Annotated in this window: 22 protein-coding genes, 1 tRNA gene and 1 pseudogene; 11 read left to right on the plus strand and 13 right to left on the minus strand. The window is 60.9% G+C overall.

Annotated features, from left to right (window positions below; genetic code table 11):
- Positions 1-185 (minus strand): annotated as a pseudogene (locus tag NKJ89_RS33195) (ABC transporter substrate-binding protein); the annotation flags it as partial.
- A 232-nt stretch (positions 186-417) separates the two neighbouring features.
- On the opposite strand from NKJ89_RS33195, the gene NKJ89_RS33200 reads away from it, so the two are divergent.
- Positions 418-1,047, plus strand: a complete 630-nt coding sequence (locus NKJ89_RS33200) for an invasion associated locus B family protein (protein WP_127270670.1) — start codon at positions 418-420, stop codon at positions 1,045-1,047.
- A 66-nt stretch (positions 1,048-1,113) separates the two neighbouring features.
- On the opposite strand, the gene hspQ is transcribed toward NKJ89_RS33200, so the two are convergent.
- On the minus strand, positions 1,114-1,437 hold the full coding sequence (hspQ, locus tag NKJ89_RS33205) for a heat shock protein HspQ (protein WP_023757801.1): 324 nt from the start codon (positions 1,435-1,437) through the stop codon (positions 1,114-1,116).
- 175 nt (positions 1,438-1,612) lie between these two features.
- Positions 1,613-2,821 carry a UbiH/UbiF family hydroxylase gene (locus tag NKJ89_RS33210; RefSeq protein WP_352608714.1) on the minus strand — a complete coding sequence of 403 codons (1,209 nt, stop codon included), beginning with the start codon at positions 2,819-2,821 and terminating at the stop codon, positions 1,613-1,615.
- Positions 2,822-2,932: 111 nt separating this feature from the next.
- Between NKJ89_RS33210 and NKJ89_RS33215 the strand changes: the two genes are divergently transcribed.
- The 8 genes from NKJ89_RS33215 to NKJ89_RS33250 all read left to right on the plus strand — a co-directional run bounded on the left by NKJ89_RS33215 (position 2,933) and on the right by NKJ89_RS33250 (position 11,248).
- Positions 2,933-3,829: a DUF2182 domain-containing protein gene (locus tag NKJ89_RS33215; RefSeq protein ID WP_352608694.1), complete on the plus strand. Its 897-nt coding sequence runs from the start codon at positions 2,933-2,935 to the stop codon at positions 3,827-3,829.
- A gap of 14 nt (positions 3,830-3,843) precedes the next feature.
- Positions 3,844-4,458 (plus strand): DUF1326 domain-containing protein, encoded by a 615-nt coding sequence (locus NKJ89_RS33220; protein WP_352608695.1) that lies wholly within the window; start codon positions 3,844-3,846, stop codon positions 4,456-4,458.
- Positions 4,455-5,273, plus strand: a complete 819-nt coding sequence (gene pcsA / locus NKJ89_RS33225; protein WP_023757805.1) for a phosphatidylcholine synthase — start codon at positions 4,455-4,457, stop codon at positions 5,271-5,273. The genes NKJ89_RS33220 and pcsA overlap by 4 nt, the downstream gene beginning before the upstream one ends.
- 22 nt (positions 5,274-5,295) lie before the next feature.
- Positions 5,296-6,273 (plus strand): quinone oxidoreductase family protein, encoded by a 978-nt coding sequence (locus NKJ89_RS33230; RefSeq protein ID WP_352608696.1) that lies wholly within the window; start codon positions 5,296-5,298, stop codon positions 6,271-6,273.
- A 178-nt stretch (positions 6,274-6,451) separates the two neighbouring features.
- On the plus strand, positions 6,452-8,029 hold the full coding sequence (locus NKJ89_RS33235; RefSeq protein ID WP_352608697.1) for an ABC transporter ATP-binding protein: 1,578 nt from the start codon (positions 6,452-6,454) through the stop codon (positions 8,027-8,029).
- A complete protein-coding gene (locus NKJ89_RS33240; RefSeq protein ID WP_352608698.1) occupies positions 8,026-9,156 on the plus strand; it encodes an ABC transporter permease in 1,131 nt (376 codons plus the stop codon). Before NKJ89_RS33235 ends, NKJ89_RS33240 begins: the two co-directional genes overlap by 4 nt.
- Positions 9,156-10,130: an ABC transporter permease gene (locus NKJ89_RS33245; RefSeq protein ID WP_031259678.1), complete on the plus strand. Its 975-nt coding sequence runs from the start codon at positions 9,156-9,158 to the stop codon at positions 10,128-10,130. The genes NKJ89_RS33240 and NKJ89_RS33245 overlap by 1 nt, the downstream gene beginning before the upstream one ends.
- A 50-nt stretch (positions 10,131-10,180) precedes the next feature.
- Positions 10,181-11,248: a BMP family ABC transporter substrate-binding protein gene (locus NKJ89_RS33250; RefSeq protein ID WP_023757810.1), complete on the plus strand. Its 1,068-nt coding sequence runs from the start codon at positions 10,181-10,183 to the stop codon at positions 11,246-11,248.
- 137 nt (positions 11,249-11,385) lie between these two features.
- Here NKJ89_RS33250 and NKJ89_RS33255 read toward each other — a convergent pair whose 3' ends face one another.
- The 9 genes from NKJ89_RS33255 to NKJ89_RS33295 all read right to left on the minus strand — a co-directional run bounded on the left by NKJ89_RS33255 (position 11,386) and on the right by NKJ89_RS33295 (position 18,688).
- On the minus strand, positions 11,386-11,865 hold the full coding sequence (locus tag NKJ89_RS33255; protein WP_352608699.1) for a GNAT family N-acetyltransferase: 480 nt from the start codon (positions 11,863-11,865) through the stop codon (positions 11,386-11,388).
- A gap of 65 nt (positions 11,866-11,930) precedes the next feature.
- Positions 11,931-13,046, minus strand: coding sequence for an acyltransferase family protein (locus NKJ89_RS33260; RefSeq protein ID WP_352608700.1), 1,116 nt, complete (start codon positions 13,044-13,046; stop codon positions 11,931-11,933).
- Between the two features lie 97 nt (positions 13,047-13,143).
- Entirely contained in the window at positions 13,144-14,457 is a 1,314-nt protein-coding gene (rimO, locus tag NKJ89_RS33265) for a 30S ribosomal protein S12 methylthiotransferase RimO (RefSeq protein ID WP_352608701.1), read from the minus strand.
- Between the two features lie 139 nt (positions 14,458-14,596).
- Positions 14,597-15,256, minus strand: a complete 660-nt coding sequence (locus NKJ89_RS33270; protein WP_023757814.1) for a TerC family protein — start codon at positions 15,254-15,256, stop codon at positions 14,597-14,599.
- Between the two features lie 181 nt (positions 15,257-15,437).
- The gene (locus NKJ89_RS33275) at positions 15,438-15,845 is read right to left on the minus strand and encodes a DUF930 domain-containing protein (RefSeq protein ID WP_352608702.1); all 408 of its coding nucleotides are present in this window, start codon (positions 15,843-15,845) and stop codon (positions 15,438-15,440) included.
- A gap of 56 nt (positions 15,846-15,901) precedes the next feature.
- Positions 15,902-16,600: a DUF2161 domain-containing phosphodiesterase gene (locus tag NKJ89_RS33280; protein ID WP_352608703.1), complete on the minus strand. Its 699-nt coding sequence runs from the start codon at positions 16,598-16,600 to the stop codon at positions 15,902-15,904.
- Positions 16,601-16,703: 103 nt separating this feature from the next.
- Positions 16,704-17,510, minus strand: a complete 807-nt coding sequence (locus NKJ89_RS33285) for an alpha/beta fold hydrolase (RefSeq protein WP_352608704.1) — start codon at positions 17,508-17,510, stop codon at positions 16,704-16,706.
- A gap of 123 nt (positions 17,511-17,633) precedes the next feature.
- Complete coding sequence (locus NKJ89_RS33290) at positions 17,634-18,476, minus strand: sterol desaturase family protein (protein ID WP_352608706.1); 843 nt, start codon at positions 18,474-18,476, stop codon at positions 17,634-17,636.
- A gap of 122 nt (positions 18,477-18,598) precedes the next feature.
- A tRNA-Ser gene (locus tag NKJ89_RS33295) sits at positions 18,599-18,688 on the minus strand.
- A 542-nt stretch (positions 18,689-19,230) separates the two neighbouring features.
- Between NKJ89_RS33295 and NKJ89_RS33300 the strand changes: the two genes are divergently transcribed.
- Positions 19,231-19,395, plus strand: coding sequence for a hypothetical protein (locus NKJ89_RS33300; RefSeq protein ID WP_023757824.1), 165 nt, complete (start codon positions 19,231-19,233; stop codon positions 19,393-19,395).
- Positions 19,396-19,901: 506 nt separating this feature from the next.
- Here NKJ89_RS33300 and NKJ89_RS33305 read toward each other — a convergent pair.
- Positions 19,902-20,105 (minus strand): hypothetical protein, encoded by a 204-nt coding sequence (locus NKJ89_RS33305; RefSeq protein ID WP_032907011.1) that lies wholly within the window; start codon positions 20,103-20,105, stop codon positions 19,902-19,904.
- 465 nt (positions 20,106-20,570) lie between these two features.
- Between NKJ89_RS33305 and NKJ89_RS33310 the strand changes: the two genes are divergently transcribed.
- Complete coding sequence (locus tag NKJ89_RS33310) at positions 20,571-21,797, plus strand: septal ring lytic transglycosylase RlpA family protein (RefSeq protein ID WP_352608707.1); 1,227 nt, start codon at positions 20,571-20,573, stop codon at positions 21,795-21,797.
- The last annotated feature ends 33 nt before the right edge of the window (positions 21,798-21,830 follow it).

The following is a 21,830-nucleotide window of genomic DNA, read 5'->3' on the forward strand; positions in this document are numbered from 1 at the left end:
ACGCAATAGGTGATGTTGCCGCCTTTGGGCGCATCGGGATTGACATAGTTGAAATGCGTGTAGTCGGGCGGCAGAGCTGGCTCGCCCTGCATGGCAATGGCGTGCTTCGGCTCGGATGCGGCCGGCTGATGCGAAAGTGCGAGAAACGATATCGCGGTGATCAGCCAAACAAGAACGCGGCCCATGACCGTCTCCTTAATGGGTCGGCTTGATGATTCGGTGCGCACCCTAGCATGACGCAGCTGCGCGCCGGCCAATCGTGCTTTCAACAATTGCTGACATCGGGCTGGATTCGACACCGCTTGCAGTGTAACACGCCCTCCGAAGTCATTCTGTTGCCTCATTTCGGCAACAGGTAGCTGGACCACACGGCACGAAGAAGCCGGTTCCGGGATCATTTGAGAGGAAGTGCACGACATGACGAGCCTGAACAGCAACGCGTACCGCCTGTCGGTCATGGCCGCTGGCGTGGTCGGCTTTCTGGGTGCAGGACTTCCCGCTGCTTCCGCACAGCAGCAACAGCAGATTCCGCAAGGCTGGTTCAAGGCCTGTACCAAGCAGGAAGACGTCGACATCTGCAATGTCCAGAACATCACCACCGCCGGCAACGGCCAGTTGGTCACCGGCGTCAGCCTGATCGAACTGAAGGGCAAGGTGAACCGCAAGGTGTTCCAGGTCACGGTCCCGACCGGTCGTCTGGTGCCTCCCGGCATCGGCCTGCAGATCGACACCGGCAAGGCGCAGAAGCTCGACTATGTAATCTGCTTTCCGGATCGTTGCGTGGCGGAAGTGCCGCTGACCGATCAGCTCGTCGCCGCGTTCAAGAAAGGCCAGGCGATTACGCTGACCTCCGTCAATTTCCAGAACCAGCCCAACCCGATCAAGGTCGCCCTGCAGGGCTTCAGCGGCGCCTATGACGGCCCGGCGCTGCAGCAGTCGGATATCGAGGACCGGCAGAAGAAGCTTCAGGATTTCGTCGCCAAGAACAACCAGGATTTCGCCAAGAAGCTCAAGGAAGAGCAGGACAAGGCGAAGACCGCCAACTGACCGGCCGATATCGTCGGACCAAACAAAGAAGCGGGGTCATGCCCCGCTTTTTTTTGTGACCGTCGGTTAATGCCTGGACTGCCGTTTCGGCTGGTAGCCCCCATCCGGCTTCTTGTCGAACATCTCCTTGATCTGTGGATGCCGGACGGGTTCGCCCGACTGATCCTCGAGCAGATTCTGCTCGGAGACATAGGCGACGTACTCGGTCTCCGAATTCTCGGCGAGCAAATGGTAGAAAGGCTGATCCTTGCGCGGCCGCACGTCGGCGGGGATGGCTTCGTACCATTCGTCGGTGTTGGCGAATTGCGGATCGACGTCGAAAATGATGCCCCTGAATGGAAACAGCCGGTGGCGAACCACCTGTCCGATTGCGAATTTGGCTGTTTTCATCGTACTCACCACTGAATTCCTTGGCTTTATTTGGCGCAGACTGGGCCTGAATTCAATCCCGAAGCGCTTCAGCGCGCTCCGAAGCTACGCAAGACGAGGCGCAAAGGTTTTACCGCATGCGGCCGATGTCGACGATCGTCGATGACGCAGCTTGTCGGAAACGGGAAGATCGCTGTCAGCGTGCCGGCCTTCGCCGGCCGCCGGCCAGCGCCGCAAAGCCGCTGCCGGGACGAAGTCCCTCGCGCATGAAAAAAGCGCGGAGCGGCGCGAAGCCGCCAAGCGCGCCGAGCCCGGCAACGCGGGCCATCTGTGCCGGCAGCATGCCGGAAAGCAGCGACATGTTGAGCAGATTGACCGCGCTGCTGCGCGCCAGAATATCGGGCCGACGCTTGAAATCATATGCCGCCAGGACCTTGGCGGCTCCCGGATCACTACGATTTTCACACGCGATTCCAATTAGATCTTCGACATCCCTGATACCGAGATTGAGGCCCTGCGCGCCGATCGGGGGAAACACGTGGGCGGCTTCGCCGATCAACGCTATCCGGTTTCGCGCAAAACGCAGCGGCGTCACAGCCGAAAGCGGGTAGATCTGCCGGCCCGGCTCGACCGTCACCCGACCCAGCATCGACTGCATCTGCTGTTCGATCCGCATCGAAAGCGTTGCATCATCCAACGCCGCGAGTTCGGCCGCGGTCTCGGGTTTCACCACCCAGACCAGACTTGAGCGATTGCCGGGCAGGGGAACCTGCGTGAACGGACCGGTCTCGGTGTGGAATTCCGTCGAAGTGAAGGCATGGTCGCCGCTGTGGCGGAAATTAAGGACAAGGGCTGCCTGCGGATAGGAGCGAGCCGAGGTCGAGATGCCGGCAGCCTGGCGGGCCGGCGACAAGCGGCCGTCGGCTGCCACCCCCAGCGATGCGTCCACCGTGCTGCCGTCGGCCAGGACGGCACGGACGTGTTGGGCATCGAGATGCCAGTTCGCCACCATAACCCAGTGCCATTCGATGCCGGCATGCGTGGCGACGGCACTGGCGAGTGCCGGATTGAGGACGCTGTTGGGCAGGTTTAGCCCGAACTGGTCCTCGTCTATCTCACTGGCGCGGAAGGTGACGACCGGGCTGCGGATCAACCGACTGGTCGCGTCGACGATGCGCATCACTTTCAAGGGCGCCGCCTTGGGCTTGATCTCTTCGAGCACGCCCAGCCGCTCAAGCATTTTCACGGCAGGGTTCATCAGCGCCGTCGTGCGGCCATCGGGGGCGGAAGTCTCCGGCCCGACCAGCGTCACCGGGAAACCGGCAGCGGCAAAACCGAGCGCCGCGATCAGTCCCGCCGGCCCCGTGCCAGCAACCAGTATCCGCGCAGTTCGCTCATGCTCCAAGATCGGCTTCCGGCTTGCAATGCGAGGCGGCCACCCGGCCTGCCTGTCGATGAGCATATAGGGCAGATCATGCCGCTTGATCAACGCGGCGATTCGGCCCATTCGGATGACATGACCGGCCAGCAGGACGACTTCAGCCACCTCGATCGCGCCGGCCGCGCAACGGCCACCATCGCGCACAATCCTCGCGTCACGGTAAACGTCGCTGTCGGCGCTTGTATCCTGCTCGCCTGGCTATTGCTTGCCGCGATGGCAATCCGCGGCGCCGAAGCCGGGATTGCAAGCGTCAGCGCCCCCGGCGACACGATCCTGCGCAAGCTGCCGCAACCGCCGCTGCCCGATTTCCTGGAACAGTTCTTTGCGCTTTGCCTGTCGCCGGCGCCGCTGGATGCAAGCCTCGCCCTGCAGGCCGGTGGGCTCGTTTCGATGTGGTTCCTGATGGCGATCGCGACGATGCTGCCTTCAGCCGCGCCGATGATCCGGACTTACTGCGAAATCGCCGATACGGCACGCATCAAGGGCGAGCCGGCCGTCCATCCGCTGGTGCTGGTCGCCGGCTACCTCAGTGTCTGGCTCGGCGCCTCTGTGACGTTTGCCGCACCGACCTTGGCCGCCCACGCATTCGGCTCGCCAGACGGGATGCTGGACCCGGTCGTCGGCATTGCCGGTGCGCTGGCGCTTCTGACTGCCGGCCTCTACCAGTTCAGCGGCTTGAAAGAAGCCTGCCTGACAAAGTGCAAGAACCCGTTCTCGATCCTTTTCGCGAACTGGAGCGCAAGGCCGGTCGGCATCTTCCGGCTTGGGGTCAAGCAAGGCCTCTGGTGCCTCGGCTGCTGCTGGGCGCTGATGATGGTGATGTTCGCTGTCGGCGTCATGAACGTCTTCTGGATGGCGTTGATCGGGCTGTTCACCCTGATCGAAAAACAAACAGCGAGCAGGGTTCCAACCCGGCTGGCCGGTGCGATACTGCTTGTCTGGGCAGCCGCGCTGCTAGTAGTCTCACTCTGAGTGGGGGAAAATCAATGGCAGATCAGGACTGGGCGATGAAAGGAGAGCTAGTACTCTCCTGTAATTGCACGGTTTTTTGCCCTTGCGTGTTGTCGCTCGGCAATCATCCGCCGACCGAAGGCTATTGTCAGACCTGGGCGGGGTTTCGCATCGATGCCGGCCATTTCGGGGACGTCGACCTATCCGGCCTCAATCTTGGGCTGGTCATGGAAATCCCAGGTTACATGAGCCGCGGCAACTGGACCGCCGGCCTGTTCATCGACAAGCGTGCCTCAGTCTATGCGGTCAAGGGGCTGACGAAGATCTTCACCGGCAAGGCAGGCGGAACCACATCGCTGCTCTCCATCCTCGTCGGCAAATTCCTCGGCGTCGAGCAAGTGCCTATCACCTATGAGACGCGTGACAAGACGCGTATCTTCCAGATACCGAAGATCATCGACGGTGCGGTGACACCGGTCCCCGGCAAGGATCGTGACAAGGATACGGTGATCAGCAACTCGGAATACTGGATCGCGCCCGAGATCATCGTCGCCAGGTCAGACAAGAGCAAGATGCGGGCCTTCGGCCGCAACTGGAATTTTGCCGGCCGTTCGGCCGAAATCTGCAAGCTGGATTGGCGGGGCCCGTGAGCAAGAACACAACGGCCCGGAAAGCCGCCAAAAAGATCACCGACCGGATTCCGCGGCCGAAGAAGAAAGTCACCTGGCCGCAGGCGAGGGCGTTCTCCGTCCATCTCTTGACCGCGTCGGGCTCGTTCCTGGCTTTCCTGTCGCTGGTGGCGGCAAGCGAAGAGCGCTGGACCGCGATGTTCTGGTGGCTCGGGCTGGCGCTGTTCGTCGACGGCATCGATGGGCCGATCGCGCGCAAGCTCGAGGTCAAGGAAATCCTGCCTACATGGTCGGGCGAACTGCTCGACAACATCATCGACTACGTGACCTATGTCCTGATCCCGGCCTTCGCGCTGTATCAGCGAGGCTTCATGGGCGAGGGCCTGTCGTTCCTGTCGGCGGCGATCATCGTCGTCTCCAGCGCCATCTATTATGCCGACACCGGCATGAAGACGAAGGAGAATTTCTTCAAGGGATTCCCCGTGGTCTGGAACATGGTGGTGTTCACGCTGTTCGTCATCGAGCCCGGACAATGGGTTTCGTTCGCGGTGGTGGTGGTGGCCGGCATTCTGACTTTCGTCCCGATCAACTTCATCCATCCGGTGCGGGTGGTGCGGCTGCGCCGTATCAACCTTGCGATGACCCTCTTATGGTGTGCTTTCGGCGCGCTTGCCCTTGCACAGGCGGCACTCGCCGCCTTCTACGATCAGATCGGCGTGCTGGGAGAACAAGTCGGCACCTTCACCAAGATCGGCATCACCATCACGGGGCTTTACCTCGCCAGCATTGGTGGCATCATGCAGTTCTTTCCCAATCTCGGTGCCAAGAAGGCCTGATCAGCCAGAGGAAGCCCAGCCTATGTCCAAAGCGATCCGCATTCACGCCCATGGTGGCCCGGAAGTCCTGACCTATGAGGACGCCGATCCAGGCCAGCCCGGAGCAGGGCAGATCCTGATCCGGCACACGGCGATCGGCCTCAATTTCATCGATGTCTATCATCGCTCCGGCCTTTACCCGCCGCCCGGCGGGTTCCCGCTTGTTCCCGGCGGCGAAGCTGCCGGCGTCGTGCTGGGGGTCGGCAAAGGCGTCGAGTGGCTGAAGCCCGGCGACCGGATCGCCTACGCCGTGACGACGGGAGCCTACACGCAAGAGCGCGTCATCGACGCCAGCCGCGTCGTCAAGGTGCCGGATGGCATCAGCGACGAACAGGCCGCCGCGATGATGCTGAAAGGCATGACCGCTGAGTATCTGCTGCGCCGGACGTTCAAGGTGAAGGCGGGCGACACGATCCTGTTCCATGCCGCTGCAGGCGGCGTCGGGCTGATCCTCGGCCAATGGGCAAGATATCTCGGCGCGACGGTCATCGGCACCGCCAGTTCGTCCGATAAGATCGAGCTCGCCAAGGAACACGGCTTCGACCATGTCATCAACTACAAGGAGCAGGATTTCGTCGCCGGGGTCGCCGCCATCACCGACGGCAGGAAGTGTGACGTCGTCTACGATTCGGTCGGCAACGATACGTTTCCGGCTTCGCTCGAGTGCCTGAGGCCGCTTGGCATGTTCGTCAGCTTCGGCCAGTCCTCGGGGCCGATCCCGCCATTCAGCATGTCGTTGCTGGCGCAGAAGGGCTCGTTGTTCGCAACCCGGCCGACGCTGTTCGTCTACAATGCAAAGCGCGAGGACCTCGAAGCCTCCGCCGCAGCGTTGTTCGAGGTCGTGCTCAGTGGCGCCGTCAAGATCAAGATCAACCAGCGCTACGCGCTGAAAGACGTGGGCAGGGCGCATTCGGACCTCGAGGGCCGCAGGACAACGGGAACGACCATTCTCATTCCCTAGAGACCGATTACAAACTCTACTCTGGCGGCCAAAACAGTCCCTTAGTCCGTTCTTCCTTGCTATTGCTTGAATTTCCGCTGAAATTCTTGAAGCTCTTTCAAGACGCGTGCCGCTTTCCGATGGGAGCCGGCCGCGCCTACCATGCTTTCGGGAACACAGAACATGTCTGGCTAACCAGATGGGAGGCACTGTGAGTGCAAATCAGGACGGCACAAACCTGCTCGAGGTCCGTGGCCTCACCAAGATATTCGGCACGCTGACGGCGTGCGATCATATCGATCTCGACATCGCCAGGGGTGAAATCCACGCTTTGCTCGGCGAAAACGGCGCCGGCAAATCGACGCTGGTCAAGATGCTGTTCGGTTCGCTGGAGCCCAATTCCGGCGAGATCTTCTGGAACGGCCAGGCGGTCAGGATTTCCAGCCCCGGCGTGGCCAAAAAACTCGGCATCGGCATGGTGTTCCAGCATTTTTCGCTGTTCGAGGCGCTGACTGCGGCCGAGAACATTGCGCTATCGCTGGACGACGGTTCGCCGATCAGCAGCATTGCGGCGAAGGCGAGGGCGCTTTCTTTCAGCTACGGCCTGCCGCTCGATCCTGAATCGCTGGTCGGCGACCTGTCGGTGGGCGAGCGCCAGCGTATCGAGATCATCCGCTGCCTGCTGCAAACGCCGCAGCTCATCATCCTTGACGAGCCGACTTCGGTGCTGACGCCGCAGGAAGCCGACAAACTGTTCGAGACGCTGGATCGGCTGCGTTCGGAAGGCAAATCCATCCTCTACATTTCGCACCGGCTCGAAGAGGTCAAACGCATCTGCGACCGGGCCACCGTGCTGCGGCATGGCAAGGTCGTCGGCCACTGCAACCCACGTGCGGAAACCGCCTCATCCCTGGCGCGCATGATGGTCGGCAACGAGGTGCAGGCGGTGGTGCGCGCACCCGTCGAGGGCATCGCCACGGCACAGCCACTTCTCGAAATCCGCAACCTCAGCCGCAAGCCGGCGACGCCGTTCTCGATCCCGCTCAAGGGCATCGACCTGAATGTCCGGGCCGGCGAGGTGATCGGCATCGCGGGCGTCGCCGGCAACGGCCAGGGCGAGTTCTTTGAATCCGTCTCAGGCGAAGTATTGCAGCAGGATGCCGGCTCGGTGCGGATCCGCGGCAAGAATGCAGGCAATCTCTCCATCACCGGACGGCGCCTGCTGGGCGCCGCTTTCGTCCCGGAAGAACGCCTCGGCCACGGCGCCGCGCCGCGCATGAAGCTTTCGGAAAATCTGCTGCTGTCGCGCCACGCCACCGACGGCAAGGCCTTCGTCGGCGGCGGCGGAATGGTCGATAGCGCGGCCATCTACGCCGCCGCTCAACGCATCATCGAGGCGATGGACGTGCGCAAGAGCGCGCCGGATCCGGAGGCGGCGGCGCTTTCGGGCGGCAATCTGCAGAAGTTCATCGTCGGCCGCGAACTCGACCGCCGGCCAAGCGTCATGGTCGTGAACCAGCCGACCTGGGGCGTCGACGCAGGTGCCGCCGCCCACATCCGCCAAGCCTTGATCGAGTTGTCGCGCAGCGGATCGGCGGTGCTGGTGATCAGCCAGGATCTCGACGAGCTGTTCGAGATATCGGATGCGATCGCGGTCATGCACAATGGCGCGCTGTCCAAGCCGATGCCGATCGCCGAAGCGACCTTCGAAAAAGTCGGCTTGCTGATGGGCGGCGCCGAACCCGGTCACGCCGAACACACGATGGAGACGGCATGATGCGCCTCGAACTCGTCAAACGCCCGCAGCGCTCGGCGCTGTTTTCAGCCCTATCGCCGTTCATCGCCTTCGCGCTGACGATCATCGCCGGCGCCATCATGTTCGCACTGCTCGGCGTCAACCCGCTGACCGCGTTCAATATCTATTTCATCGAGCCGATCAGCCAGGTCTGGCAATTGCACGAGCTGGCGATCAAGGCAGCTCCGCTCATCCTTATCGCTGTCGGCCTGTCGGTCTGCTACAAGGCCAATGTCTGGAACATTGGTGCCGAAGGACAGTTCATCTTCGGCGCCATCTTCGGCTCGATCATTCCGGTGCTGTTTCCGCAATTCGAGGGGCCGCTGGTGCTGCCGCTGATGCTTTTGCTCGGCATGGTCGGCGGTGCGGTCTATGCGGCGATCCCCGCCTTCCTGAAGACCCGGTTCAATACCAACGAGATCCTGACCAGCCTGATGCTGGTCTATGTCGCCCAGCTTTTCCTCGACTGGCTGGTGCGCGGTCCTTGGCGCGATCCGCAAGGCCACGGTTTCCCGCAGACGATCCAGTTCGGCGACTCAGCCGTATTGCCGGAACTGCTGCCGGACGCCGGTCGGGCGAATTGGGGATTTGTCTTCGCGTTGATCGCTGCGGTGCTGATCTGGATCCTGATGAGCCGCATGCTGAAGGGTTTCGAGGTGCGCGTGCTGGGCTCAAGCCCGCGGGCAGGGCGTTTCGCCGGCTTCGGCCTCAAACGCATGGTGTTCTTCGCCTTCCTGCTGTCGGGCGCGTTGGCAGGGCTTGCCGGCATCTCGGAAGTCTCGGGTGCTATCGGCCAGCTGCAGCCTGTCATTTCGCCCGGCTACGGCTTCACCGCCATCATCGTGGCGTTCCTCGGCCGCCTCAACCCGCTCGGCATCGTCGCCGCCGGCCTGGTGCTGGCGCTGACCTATCTCGGCGGTGAAGCGGTACAGAGCGCACTCGGCATCTCCGACAAGGTGGCGCGGGTATTCCAGGGCATGCTTTTGTTCTTCGTGCTCGGCTGCGACACGCTCATCCACTACCGCATCCGCCTGATCGGCCTGGCGCTGACAAAACCGGAGGGTGCCGCGAAACTCGATCCGGAGCCCAAGCTGAAGGAAGCCCGTTGATGGACATCACCGTAAACATCCTTCTGACCATCGCCACGGCGGCAACGCCGCTGCTGATCGCAGCGATCGGTGAACTGGTGGTCGAGCGCTCCGGCGTGCTCAATCTGGGCGTCGAAGGCATGATGATCATGGGCGCCGTTGGCGGGTTTGGCGTCAGTTACCTCACGGGATCACCCTGGATCGGGCTGCTGGCGGCAATCGCCATGGGCGCCGTGTTCTCGCTGCTGTTTGCCGTCATGACGCTGTCTCTGGCTACCAACCAGGTGGCGACCGGCCTGTCGCTGACGCTGCTCGGGCTCGGCCTCTCCGGCATGATGGGGACGAGCTTCGTCGGTCAGCCCGGCGAACGGCTGCCCAACCTCGACATTCCCGGCCTGACCTCGATCCCGGTGATCGGCCGATTGCTGTTCGGCCAGGACCCGATCTTTTACATCTCGATTGCGCTCACAGCTGCCGTCACGTGGTTCTTGTTCAAGACCCGGACCGGGCTGACACTGCGCTCCATCGGCGACAGCCATACGTCGGCGCATGCGCTTGGCATCAAGGTCATTCGCTACCGCTATCTCTCCGTCATCTTCGGTGGCGCCTGCGCCGGCCTCGCCGGCGGCCATCTGTCGCTGGTCTACACGCCGCAATGGGTTGAGAATATGACTGCCGGCCGCGGCTGGATCGCGCTGGCACTGGTCGTGTTTGCCTCGTGGCGGCCATGGCGGGTGCTGGCCGGCGCCTATATCTTCGGCGCCATTTGGGTTGGCCAGCTTCACGTGCAGGCGATCAACCTCCAAGACTTCGTCGATGCTCCCTGGGTGATCTACAAGGTCATCGCTTTCCTAAAATCATTTCCGTCTCAACTGCTTTCTTCTCTGCCCTATCTGGCAACCGTCGTGGTTCTCGTTCTAATCTCGCGCAACAAGCGTCTGACGATGATGAACACGCCGGCTTCCTTGGGGCAGCCATTCGTTCCGGATCGTTGACAACAAAAACAAACGGGAAGCTCCAAGGCTTAACTCAGAGAGGTAACACAATGAAAAAACTGCTTATTGCCCTGATGACAACGACCGCCGCCCTATCGCTGGCGGCAACCGCCGAGGCTGCGGACAAGCTGAAGGCGTGCTGGGTCTATACCGGTCCTATCGGCGACTTCGGCTATTCCTACCAGCATGATCAGGGCCGTCTCGAGGTGGAGAAGGCGCTGGGCGACAAGGTCGAGACCGCTTACCTTGAAAACGTCTCCGAAGGCCCCGATGCCGACCGTGCTTTCGAGCGTCTGGCGCGCGAAGGCTGCAAGCTGATCTTCGGCACATCGTTCGGCTTCATGGACGCCGAAGTGAAGGTTGCCAAGAAATTCCCCAAGGTGATGTTCGAGCACGCAACCGGCTACAAGACCGGCGACAATCTCGGCATTTACAATGCGCGGTTCTACGAAGGCCGCTATGTGCTTGGCCAGATTGCCGCCAAGGAATCCAAGTCCGGCGTCGCCGGTTACATCGTTTCGTTCCCGATCCCCGAAGTGGTGATGGGCATCAACTCCTTCATGCTCGGCGCACAGTCGATCAACCCGAACTTCAAGGCCAAGATCGTCTGGGTGAACTCGTGGTTCGATCCCGGCAAGGAAGCCGATGCCGCCAAGGCGCTGTTCGACCAAGGCGCCGACATCATCGTCCAACACACCGATTCGACCGCTGCCCTGCAGGTGGCCGAGGAGCGCAAGCTGCACGGATTCGGCCAGTCCTCCGACATGATCAAGTTCGCGCCGAACGCGCAGCTGACCGCGCTGACCGACGAATGGGGTCCGTACTATATCAGCCGGGTCCAGGCAGCCCTCGACGGCACCTGGAAGCCGGACAATGTCTGGCTCGGCATCAAGGATGGCGCGGTCAAGCTCGCGCCTTTCACCAACATGCCCGACGACGTGAAGGCGATGGCGGAAGCCACCGAAAAGAAGATCGCCGGCGGCTGGAATCCCTTCACCGGACCGATCGCCAAGCAGGACGGCACGCCGTGGCTGAAGGATGGCGAAGTCGCCGATGACGGCACGCTGCTCGGCATGAACTTCTATGTGAAGGGTGTCGACGACAAGCTGCCGCAGTAAGCAGCGAGCGATACAAATGAGGAGGGCGCCGCGAGGCGCCCTTTTTCATTCGGCATGTTGTGCCTCGGCTTGTGTGTGACGAAATCTCGCGAGCCCGACATAGAGGGGGTCGGTTCCGGTAGGAGGCGAAATGGCGTTCACTTCGACACGAGCGGTTTGCTCATGTTGATTCCGGTTACCCGAAATCCCGTGGCTTCATAAACATGCCTGGCGCGTTTGTTATCATCAGCCACTCGGAGCTTTATTTGTTGAAAGCCTTTGCGTTTCAGGTCGTTTTCAAGAACTTCTAAGGCCTGCTTACCGAGGCCTTGACCCTGATAGGCAGGAAAGATGTGAAAATCGCTGATGAATGCCGCGCGCATCGTCGGATCCTGTTTGTACCATAGGTACCCAATAACCTTTTCAGGGGTTCCGGTCGGATCGACCAGGCACAGCAAGACGTGGCCGATCGTATCGACGCCGTCAGGTAAGTCAGATGCGATTTCCTGTTTCGCTTGTGCAAGAGACTCATTATCGGAAAGCCGGTAGTTCGAGGCGATCTCGGATGCGTAGTCAGGAATAAAATAGTCGAGATAAGCTACAAACTCGCTGTCTCGCATTGGCCTTAACGAAATCATTGAGTAACTCCTTTATCGAATTTGCCGACTGTCTGGCTCGTGCAAGCGCCATGACTTTTTTGCGCTCAACACGATCTAGCTTCGTCCCGGAGCCCGTCTCTTTGAATATCGCGGCCACGTCGTAACCGATCGACCGCGAGGCCGAGCCAGATCCTGAGCAGCCGCTGAGCCGGTCGTTCGCACGTGCGCCAGATCAGCCAAGAAACAACCAGCATGAGCGCGATGCAGCCGAGGGCGGCAAACCATTTGCCGATCAGGGGTGCGGCGGCATTGATCGCGAGATAACCGATCTTCTGATGCAGCAGATAGAGTGGGTAGGTCAGGCCGCCCAGCGCCAGGGTGAGCGCCGACGGCCTGACACGGTTGCGCAACAGCACCGCGCCGATCAAGGCCGCGTGCATGACGACATTGGCGAGGACGAGATTGGCCGATGTAACTGCGATGCCGTAGTGGCCCTGCATCCAGCGCTGCGTCACCGACAGTGTGCCGCAGGACATCAGGAATGATGCGACAAGCAGCAGCAAAGCCGGTAGTGAACGGCCGTGTGCGTGGATGTGATGAAACACCACGCCAGCGGCGAAGAACGGTCCGAACTCGGTGATGAACAGCAGCCTTGCCGCGCCGCTGCCTACGAAAAACTCGTTCAACGCCGACACCGCCAGCCAGACGAAAATCAGCTCTAGCTTGCGTTTCTGGAAGAGCCCGGTGAAAAGCGCCAGCGTCACCCAGCCGTAGAAAACCAACTCTAGCACGATCGACCAATAGACGCCGTCCATGAAGGGTTGGCCGAAGGCCGGTGCGAACATCGACAGATTGGCGGCATACTGACTGAAAGCGGCTGGAATCAGTGGTGTGCCGGCAAGGATAACCATCGTGAAGGTGAGCGTCATGCAGAGCACGAAGCCAGGATAAAGGCGAACGAAACGTGCGACCGCAAACTCGCCCCATCTGCGGTTTTCCGCCGACCAGGCAATGACGAAACCGCTGATCAGAAAGAACAGATTGACGCCGAGATAGCCGTAGAGGGCGAACGGCGCTGCAAGCGGATAACTCTCGGCGAGAAAGCCCTCGGCGGCCGCGCCGCGAAAGAAATAGTGAAAGAGCACGACAGCAAGTGCTGCCGCCAGCCTGAGCAGGTCCAGCGTCGCGATATAATCTTGCCCCGCAGGTTTGGCGTCCATCCGAGTTTCCGTATTTATAGTACGGAAACTCTACTGCGGATCGCGGTTGAACGGGTTAAGGACCCTAACTATCGCCGGATGTAGTAAATAGCGCCCGTCAAACCGCCGAGCCATAGAGGTCATAAGCATCGGCGCGGTCGATCTTGACGGTGACGATGTCGCCTTGACGCAGTGGACGGCGCGACTGGATGTGCACGGAGCCGTCGATCTCGGGCGCGTCGTATTTGGTGCGGCCCTTTGCCGATGTGCCTTGCGCCTCGTCGATCAGCACCGGCAAGCGCTTGCCGATCTTTTTGGCAAGCTGCGTCGCTGAAATCGTCTGCTGGCGCTGCATGAAGCGGTGCCAGCGCGCCTCCTTGATTTCCTGCGGGACCTGTTCGAGGCCGAGCTCGTTGGAGCGGGCGCCCCGGACCGGCTCGTATTTGAAGCAGCCGGCGCGATCGATCTTGGCTTCGTCGAGCCAGTCGAGCAGCATCTCGAAATCGTCGTCCGTCTCGCCGGGGAAGCCGACGATGAAGGTCGAGCGGATGGCGAGATCCGGACAGACCTCGCGCCAGCCGCGAATGCGCTCGAGTGTCTTTTCGCCATGTGCTGGGCGGCGCATGTTCTTCAACACCTGCGGCGAGGCATGCTGGAAGGGAATGTCGAGATAGGGAAGGATCTTGCCTTCCGCCATCAGCGGGATGACGTCGGCGACATGCGGGTAGGGGTAGACATAGTGCATGCGCACCCAGATGCCGAGCTTGCCCAGTTCCTCGAACAGATCGAGGAATTTCGCGCGCACTTCGCGGTCGCCGAACATGCTGGTCTGATACTTGATGTCGATGCCGTAGGCGCTGGTGTCCTGCGAGATGACGAGGAGTTCCTTGACGCCTGCCTTGGCCAGTTTCTCGGCCTCGCGCAGCACATCGGCCGCCGGCCGCGAGACGAGGTCGCCACGCAGTGCGGGAATGATGCAGAAGGTGCAGCGGTTGTTGCAGCCTTCGGAAATCTTGAGATAGGCGTAGTGGCGCGGCGTCAGCTTGACGCCTTGCGGCGGCAGCAGGTCGATATAGGGATCGTGTGAAGGCGGTGCGGCCTCATGCACGGCCGCCATCACACTCTCATAGGCCTGCGGTCCGGTGATCGCCAGCACATTGGGATGTCTCTCGCGAATGACATCCGGCTCGGCGCCGAGGCAGCCGGTAACAATGACCCGGCCATTCTCCGAAAGCGCGGAGCCGATGGCATTGAGCGACTCGTCGCGGGCGGAATCGAGAAAGCCGCAAGTGTTGACGACGACAAGGTCGGCACCGTCATGCCTGCGTGCGATCTCGTAGCCTTCGGCGCGCAAGCGCGTGATGATACGCTCCGAATCCACCAGCGCCTTCGGGCATCCAAGACTGACAAAACTCACGCGGGGAGCGGACATATAGGTTTTCCGGGCTTTCAGGATTGCCGGCGCAGTACCACACTTATTACGGCAATGGTATGGGCACGCCTGCGATGCGGCAAAACGCACGGCGTTTGCACTGCGGAGCTTTCGGTCGAAGACGCGGCGGGCAGCCGCCTCAGCTGACCGCGCCGTTTATATGCGGCCAGACTTCCACCGCCCCGCGATAGACCATGTCCACCGCCACATAGAGGATGATCAACAGGCCGACATAGGCGATCCAGCGGTGGCGATGCAGCAGCTTGGCAATGAAAGTCGCGGCGAGGCCCATCAGCGCGATCGACAGCACGAGACCTATGACCAGCACAGGGAAATGGTCGCGCGCAGCACCCGCGACCGCCAGCACATTGTCGAGCGACATCGACACGTCGGCGACGACAATCTGCAAGGCTGCCTGGCCGAGCGTCTTGCGCTTCGCCTTTCCGGCCACCGCCTTGTCGCTGTTGAGATCGAGGTTCGACAGCGCCTCGGTCGCTTCCAGCTCATCGGCTTGGGATGTGCGCAGCTCGCGGTACATCTTCCAGCAGACCCACAGCAGCAGGATACCGCCGGCCAGCAGCAGGCCTACGATCGCCAGCAGTTTGACGGTAACCGCGGCAAAACCGATGCGCAGCACGGTTGCCGCCAGCACACCGATGAGGATCGCATTCTTGCGTTGTTCGGCCGGCAGGCCGGCTGCGGCGAGGCCGATGACGATCGCATTGTCGCCGGCAAGCACGAGGTCGATGGCTATGACCTGGAGCAGGGCCGTCAGGCTGGCAGCGCTGAAAATATCCATCGACCGGAAGCCCTTGCTGATTTGCCGAGTGGTCCTCGATTATCCAGAGGGCCTAACTTGGTGGTCCCTTGGCGTCAAGGGATCGCCCGTGGCGACATCACCGAAGCATCGTTACGTCAAATCTGATCAGAGGATCCGCGGCACTCGTCGATAGCTGGGCAAAACCATGGCCGATCACAGATCAATCGTAGATATTATATTTGGCCCAATCGGCTTCCGGGATCTCGTCGCCGATCCGGTAGCGCAGCTGCAAAACTTCCATATGATCGGGCGCCGTCTCGCACTTGAATTTCAGCCGGTACCATTGCCCGTTGCTGCGAAACGCTGCGCCCGGGCTTTTGATGGCATCCACGTCCATCTCGGGCGTCGCGAAGGCGTAGGCGACGACGCGATCGGCTTTGAACTTGCGGTCATCGTGGGTGATCCGGTCGAGCACTTCGGCGTCACAACGCTGTTCAAGACGGGTTTGGGGATCGAGTTTCATCAGGCCTGCGCGCAATGCACTGTCCATTGCGCTGGCCGGAAAACTCAATGCCACAGACGCCAAGGCGGTCATGCAGAGCTTCTTCATGGGCGGGACAAGCACCACATTTTGTCGGAGGAATCAACCAAGGGGACCGCCTCGGACCCCGCAGGCATGATCAATCAAATGGTCGATGCGTTCAAAATTGCGTGTCGGGATTCATCGTGCGACGCCTGTGGCCAGCGGACCAGCGAAGCACGGCCGGCATCCGTGAGATCGTAGAGGCCGCGGTCGACGCGCGCGAACCAGCCGTAGACATTGTCCTGCAGGATTTTCGGCGCGATCGGCGTCAGCACCTTCAGTTCGCGCGGCCGCTTGGGTCCGTCCACCATGGCGGCAGCGCAGGCGAGGGCGCTTTGCCGGTAGGCCGTCATGATCGGATTGCGCGATCCCCCTCCCGCAACGGGATCGCCGCGACGGCGCTGGTGCTCGTCGACCAGGCGGGAGCGCCGGCGCGCATTCTTGCGCGGCGCCTGCGCGATCGGACTGAGAAGCACTTCAACGCGGTCGGTCGCGGTCACGCCAAGCAAACCGAAGCCAAGGCGGCGGCAGAGATTGCGAAACCGTGCATCGCTTTCGCGGCCCTTGCCCCGGGCCGACATGCGCGCGGCCAGCCAGACCTCGTCGCAGGCCGCAGCACGATCGACACCTTGCAGCACCAGCTCGAGATTGAACTGCAGTTTCAGTTCGCAGATGACGACGACGGGCGGCTCACCCTCGCGCAGTGCGACGATGTCGCAGCCGCCGATCTCGCCTTTGACGACAAAGTCGAGGCTTTCGAGGAACCGCTTCACCGGCGCATAGAGTGACATCTCGTCCATGCCGCGAAGGTTTAGCCGATTCGACGCGAAAAGCCTCCCGCGAGCGCGACCGTCGAACGCCACGTCGGCAGCGCCCGGGTTGGAAATGCAGCTTCCTGCGTCCTCAAGAATGAACTTTTTCGAGGAAAGCCAGCAGAACGCTGTTGAATTGCTCAGGCCGCTGCAACGGGGCAAAATGGCTTACGCCGGACAGAATGATCAGCTCGGACGCCGGGATGCACCGGGCGAGATAATCGGCGTGCTCGTGTTTGATGAACTCGTCATGCTCGCTTTGAACGATCGCCACAGGCACGCGTATTTGTGCCAGGTCGGCCGCGGAATAGTTGGGTTCGGTCTTCATCATCAGGCCAACGGCATCAACAAATGCAGCGAACCGGTCCGGCGTAGTCGACAATGCGGCATAGTCCTTGACGTGCCGGCCGAAACACCGGTCGAGAACCGGGCTTGGCTCGATTTCCTTCGTGCCGCTGGGATCCATGTTGCAGCCGAAGAAGAATACACTCGCGATGCGATCCGCGGCCGTCATGCCAAGGATCAAAGCGACGCATGCGCCGTCGCTCCAGCCCACCACAGCCGCCTTCTTCAGCTCCAGACGGTCCATCACGGCCAGAACGTCGGAGGCCATCAGTTCGTATTTGTACGGCCGCTCATCGCGCGTGCTGCGCCCGTGGCCCCGGCTGTCGATCACCACGACGCGGTGGCCAGCCCCGACCAATGCCGGAACCTGGAATCCCCAATTGCCGCTGTGGCCGAGGCCGCCATGCAACAAAATCACGGGAGAGCCAGTCCCATAAGTCGCGTACCAGATTTCCGCACCTTCGTGCTCCACCTGGCCTTCGTTACTTGCGGCCGGAAGAGGGGCAGCGCCACACGCTTCGAATTTCTGAAGGTCGCCGTCGTGGTATTCCATGCTGAAAGGTCTCAAGGCAAACGGGAAAAACCCGCAATAGCCGCTGGCGCGGCATTGCGCTCTCCCGAGTTTTACCTGTGCTTCCCGAGTTGACAAGCGCCCTGACGTGACAACCCGTCGATGTCAGGCCTCGGTGCGCGGCGCTGGTCGGTTCGACAGCTTCCTGCGGGGAAGGAATGGATAGCCGGTCTGACCGATATAGGTGGAGGGGATTGGATCATCGACGCCGTACTTCTCCGGCACCTTGTCTCCGGTGGCATTATAGGTGCCGAACATGACGTCGAGGAGAGGCAGCTGCCCGGCGAAGTTCTTATCATAGGCTTCGCGCTGGTTGGCATGGTGCCAGCGATGGAATTGCGGGCTGGCGATCAGCCACTTCAAGGGGCCGAAAGGAATCCGCACGTTTGAATGAACAAGCATTGTGTGGCCGAAGTAGATCATCGAAAAGACGGCGATCGAGGCATCGGAGAACCCAAGGAAATAGACCGGCGTCAGCGATATCGCCTTGGTGACAATGATGTCGACCGGGTGATTGTGGAAAGCCCCAAGCCAGTCCAGTTCCTCTATGCCGTGGTGAATTGCATGGAATTTCCAAAGCGCGGGGATTTTATGGAAAGCCCTATGTGCCCAATAGACGCCGATATCGGTGATCAGGATGATTTCCGCAACCTGCAGCCAGACGGGCTGGCCACTGACGGCCTGGGTTATCGATTGCGGGACAAGGATCGCAGCGAAGCCGAGGACACCGGCCGCCATCATGGCCATGGCCATCTTTATGAAGAAGCCGTTGAACAGCATGTAGATCAGATCGACGATCAGGCCCTTGCGGAAAACCTTCTGCGGCCGCTCGGCAAACAGATTCTCGAACGGAATGAAGATCAGCCCGCAGATCAACAGTGCCTTGATGCCAAAGATATCCATGCATTCGCCCCGGCGCGCCGCCTGCGCCTCTGACAAGAACCACATCTCCCCTTTCCAAAGGTTAAAGGTTCTGTGTTCGCGCAGAGGCGCCGCCAGCGCGAATCGTGAGCGAGGCGCTGAAGCAGGAATTATCAAACTATTGATGTTATTACGATTTCTTCGATTTGTGGCGGAGGAAGTGGGATTCGAACCCACGGTGAGCTTGCACCCACGCCGGTTTTCAAGACCGGTGCCTTAAACCGCTCGGCCATTCCTCCATCGTGACTTTTCATCACTTAGGCTTGCTCGTCCGGCCGGTTTTGACCTGTTTGGCACCGGATTGGCACCGAAGGCGTTTGCCGACTGGTTCGTACTTCATTCCTGTAGTGCGGCATTGAGGGCTGCGTCAACCACCGCTGCGGTGCCTTCCAACTGCCCGGGCATCATGGGCGCATAAATCATAAATATTGAGCGTGACCGACGGATTGCGTGACCGCCACGGGGACGTCCCGGCGCTGATCGATCGGCTTGGCCTGGATCACGGTTCCATGCATTGGGATCTGGTCGGGCTCTTCGGCTGCTCGGCGTGTAAGGCCGCGGGCCGGCCGGTGTTCTTCACATGCATTCCTGAAGGCCAACAGAGGGTGGGCAATCAGGACTGGAAGCCGACATTCGACCAACCAAAACGGCTTAACGGAACATTAGCGATCTCTAACGGTTGTGCTTGCGGCAGGCGATGCTCGGCCCATCACTGCTGAAGATCGGGATGCGCAACGTCCGATCGGCTCCCAAGTGGTGCGGGTTCCGGGGAGGGCATAAGATGAAAGACACGCCGGTAACAACCTACGTTGTCAGCGTGTTCGAGAAGCCGCATTGGCGGACCGTGCTGACCACCAAGGACAAGGCCAAAGCCCTGGCGATGGCCAAGGAGATCGGCGACAAGGTGCGAGTTCAAGAAATTACGCCGAAGCCGAAGAAGCGCTAAGGGGGGCCGCCCCAATAGGCGATCCAATGGGAGGGAAGCCCGCAATCCGGCCCGAAACCCTAATCGATGAAAAGCCCGCCACGGGAGCGACCTGCGGCGGGCTTTTGGAGTGGCTACATCCCTAAGGAATCGACCGCTTGTAGTCGTATTGTGAACTGCGAGATCACGTTAGCCTATGGTGTGATCGCGGAAGGGAGGCGAGCACAGGTGCGGTTAGTGACCCATAATGGGTCAATCAATTTGGCACCGCAATTGCGTGGAGGCGATTGTGGGTGGGGAAGGGCCCGTCGCTTCGCAAATGAGGCGGCGGGCCTTCGCTTAAGCGGTCTCGTCGATGCGGCCTGGACTTGTTACGGCCGCGAGGGTCGCGCGCCGCAGATAGCCACAAGCCACTTTCCGGAAAGCGAGCGGCTTGCAACTTCAGCAAGACGATAATCGCCGGCAACCTACTCAGGTTGGAGATAGCGCCGGCCAAACAAATCGAGCCGAGTCGTGGTCGCGGAAGGCTAGCGCGTCGATTGTTTCTTGGCTTGTGCGGCGACTGCACAGAGGAAAGCCAATGCTGCCGCATCGCAGGCCGTTCGTGATGGGCCCTTGGCGAAAAGAACGGCGTCCGCAGCGCGTAACGTCAAGCCATGTTTTTTGGCGAAAGAGGTAACTTCGTAAGGCTGATCCTCTTCAGATCGATGGATGCCGAAATCGTAATTCATGCGCTATATCCTCCCGGTTCGCTACCTTTCCCTCCTCGCCCTGAGGCTAAATTAACAGCCGGTGTGTCCCGCGAGCTAGCAATTAGGGGTTGTGTAAAACGATATAACTCCGCCCCGGCTACATCTTGTTGTTGTCGATGACGCCGGCCTCGCCGTCGAGCAAGGAGGTGGTCACTTTGAGCGACTTCCGAACCATGAGGCCGGCGCCCTCGCCATTCATTGCGTCGACAATGTGGGCTGCGTAGGCAGCGACGCAAAGCCGTTACTTTTCGGGGTGCTCGGCATGGCGGCGGCGCCACATTCTTGCCCGGTTCTGGCCACAATCGGTTAATATCGTGATAAACAATTCCTGCGCACAAGGGATCGGGGTTCAAGGCGTCTTTTATATTCGTCGAGTACGTGTTTTGGCATCCTCTGATGCTTGAACGCGGCGTCCTAGGTCGAGACTGAAGGGGACATCAGGAAATGCAGGCTGTGACGCACACGCGCCTTCGTCGCGCTGCCACAGTTGCGTTGTTTACCGTTTCGGCCGCCTTGCTGGCGGCGTGCGCGTCGCAGCCTGAGCCGAAAGCGATGGTCTACAAGAAGACCCGCTCCAAGGAATATTTTTCCGAATCCGAATATGGCGTGAAGGCAAGCCCGCGCGTGTTCTCCAAGAACGGTCGCATGCAACGCGGCGGCGGCCGTGACCAGCTTGGCAAACCCTATCAGGTTCGCGGCAAGTGGTATTATCCCCGGGAAGACAAGCGCTACGCCAAGGTCGGCCTGGCCTCCTGGTATGGCGACGCCTTCCACGGCCGGCTTACCGCCAACGGCGAAGTCTACGACATGACCCACCTGACGGCGGCGCATCCGACCATGCCGCTGCCAAGCTATGCGCGCGTCACCAATCTCGCGACCGGCAGTTCGGTCATCGTTCGCGTCAACGATCGCGGCCCGTATCACGAAGGCCGCATCATCGATGTGTCGGAGCGCGCAGCCCAGATGCTTGACTATGCCAACATCGGCACCGCTCAAGTGAAGGTCGAATATGTCGGCCGTGCACCGCTCGACGGCGATGACGACCAGTATCTGATGGCCTCCTACCACCCGGGCAACAGGGCGCCGGATCCGTCGGATGGATTGCCGGGCGGCGTCATGGTGGCCATGAACGGACCGTCGCCAAGTCTGCCTGCCGGCGCTGCTGCGGTGCCGTTTCCGGGTCAGTTGACCGATTCCGGTGTCGCCCAGCCGGACATGTCGGCGCAGGCGCCGGATTACGTCGATCTGACGCTGCCCGAATTCGGCCCGATCGTGCCGGAGCGCCCGGAAATCAATTTGCCGCGGCAATCTCCGTTTGCCGTGGCCTCGCTGTCCTATGCGGACGAGAGGGTCGAACGCGCCTCCAATGCGTTCGCCGCACTGGGTGGCGATGGTATGTCGCCGGCCGATGTCCTTCAGTCATGGAAGCGACAGCCGCAGGGTTCGGCTACCGACTACGTCGCTGCCGGTTCGTTCGAGGATGTAGCGGAGGCCAAGCGCATTGCCGCTCAGCTTGCCGCATTCGGCAAGATCGAGATCCAGCGCTCGGAACTCGATGGCGAGGATTGGTATTCGGTCAATCTCTATCCAGACGGCCACAGCAATCTGGATGATTTGTTGCAGGCAGCATGGTCGCATGGCGCGCCGGATGCGCTGGCTGTGCGCAACTGAGCTGAAGCCAGCCGGATTTCCGCTGTGCGGTTG

Source organism: Mesorhizobium sp. M0047 (genome assembly GCF_040323315.1).
In the GTDB taxonomy this organism is placed as follows: Bacteria; Pseudomonadota; Alphaproteobacteria; order Rhizobiales; family Rhizobiaceae; genus Mesorhizobium.

Bases quoted from the DNA above. Each gene is read 5' to 3' on its own strand.
- NKJ89_RS33200 (WP_127270670.1), top strand. From the start codon at position 418: ATGACGAGCCTGAACAGCAACGCGTACCGCCTGTCGGTCATGGCCGCT.
- hspQ (WP_023757801.1), bottom strand. From the start codon at position 1,437: ATGAAAACAGCCAAATTCGCAATCGGACAGGTGGTTCGCCACCGGCTG.
- NKJ89_RS33215 (WP_352608694.1), top strand. From the start codon at position 2,933: ATGACCGGCCAGCAGGACGACTTCAGCCACCTCGATCGCGCCGGCCGC.
- NKJ89_RS33220 (WP_352608695.1), top strand. From the start codon at position 3,844: ATGGCAGATCAGGACTGGGCGATGAAAGGAGAGCTAGTACTCTCCTGT.
- NKJ89_RS33230 (WP_352608696.1), top strand. From the start codon at position 5,296: ATGTCCAAAGCGATCCGCATTCACGCCCATGGTGGCCCGGAAGTCCTG.
- NKJ89_RS33235 (WP_352608697.1), top strand. From the start codon at position 6,452: ATGGGAGGCACTGTGAGTGCAAATCAGGACGGCACAAACCTGCTCGAG.
- NKJ89_RS33240 (WP_352608698.1), top strand. From the start codon at position 8,026: ATGATGCGCCTCGAACTCGTCAAACGCCCGCAGCGCTCGGCGCTGTTT.
- NKJ89_RS33245 (WP_031259678.1), top strand. From the start codon at position 9,156: ATGGACATCACCGTAAACATCCTTCTGACCATCGCCACGGCGGCAACG.
- NKJ89_RS33250 (WP_023757810.1), top strand. From the start codon at position 10,181: ATGAAAAAACTGCTTATTGCCCTGATGACAACGACCGCCGCCCTATCG.
- NKJ89_RS33255 (WP_352608699.1), bottom strand. From the start codon at position 11,865: ATGATTTCGTTAAGGCCAATGCGAGACAGCGAGTTTGTAGCTTATCTC.
- NKJ89_RS33260 (WP_352608700.1), bottom strand. From the start codon at position 13,046: ATGGACGCCAAACCTGCGGGGCAAGATTATATCGCGACGCTGGACCTG.
- rimO (WP_352608701.1), bottom strand. From the start codon at position 14,457: ATGTCCGCTCCCCGCGTGAGTTTTGTCAGTCTTGGATGCCCGAAGGCG.
- NKJ89_RS33270 (WP_023757814.1), bottom strand. From the start codon at position 15,256: ATGGATATTTTCAGCGCTGCCAGCCTGACGGCCCTGCTCCAGGTCATA.
- NKJ89_RS33280 (WP_352608703.1), bottom strand. From the start codon at position 16,600: ATGGACGAGATGTCACTCTATGCGCCGGTGAAGCGGTTCCTCGAAAGC.
- NKJ89_RS33285 (WP_352608704.1), bottom strand. From the start codon at position 17,510: ATGGAATACCACGACGGCGACCTTCAGAAATTCGAAGCGTGTGGCGCT.
- NKJ89_RS33290 (WP_352608706.1), bottom strand. From the start codon at position 18,476: ATGTGGTTCTTGTCAGAGGCGCAGGCGGCGCGCCGGGGCGAATGCATG.
- NKJ89_RS33300 (WP_023757824.1), top strand. From the start codon at position 19,231: ATGAAAGACACGCCGGTAACAACCTACGTTGTCAGCGTGTTCGAGAAG.
- NKJ89_RS33305 (WP_032907011.1), bottom strand. From the start codon at position 20,105: ATGAATTACGATTTCGGCATCCATCGATCTGAAGAGGATCAGCCTTAC.
- NKJ89_RS33310 (WP_352608707.1), top strand. From the start codon at position 20,571: ATGCAGGCTGTGACGCACACGCGCCTTCGTCGCGCTGCCACAGTTGCG.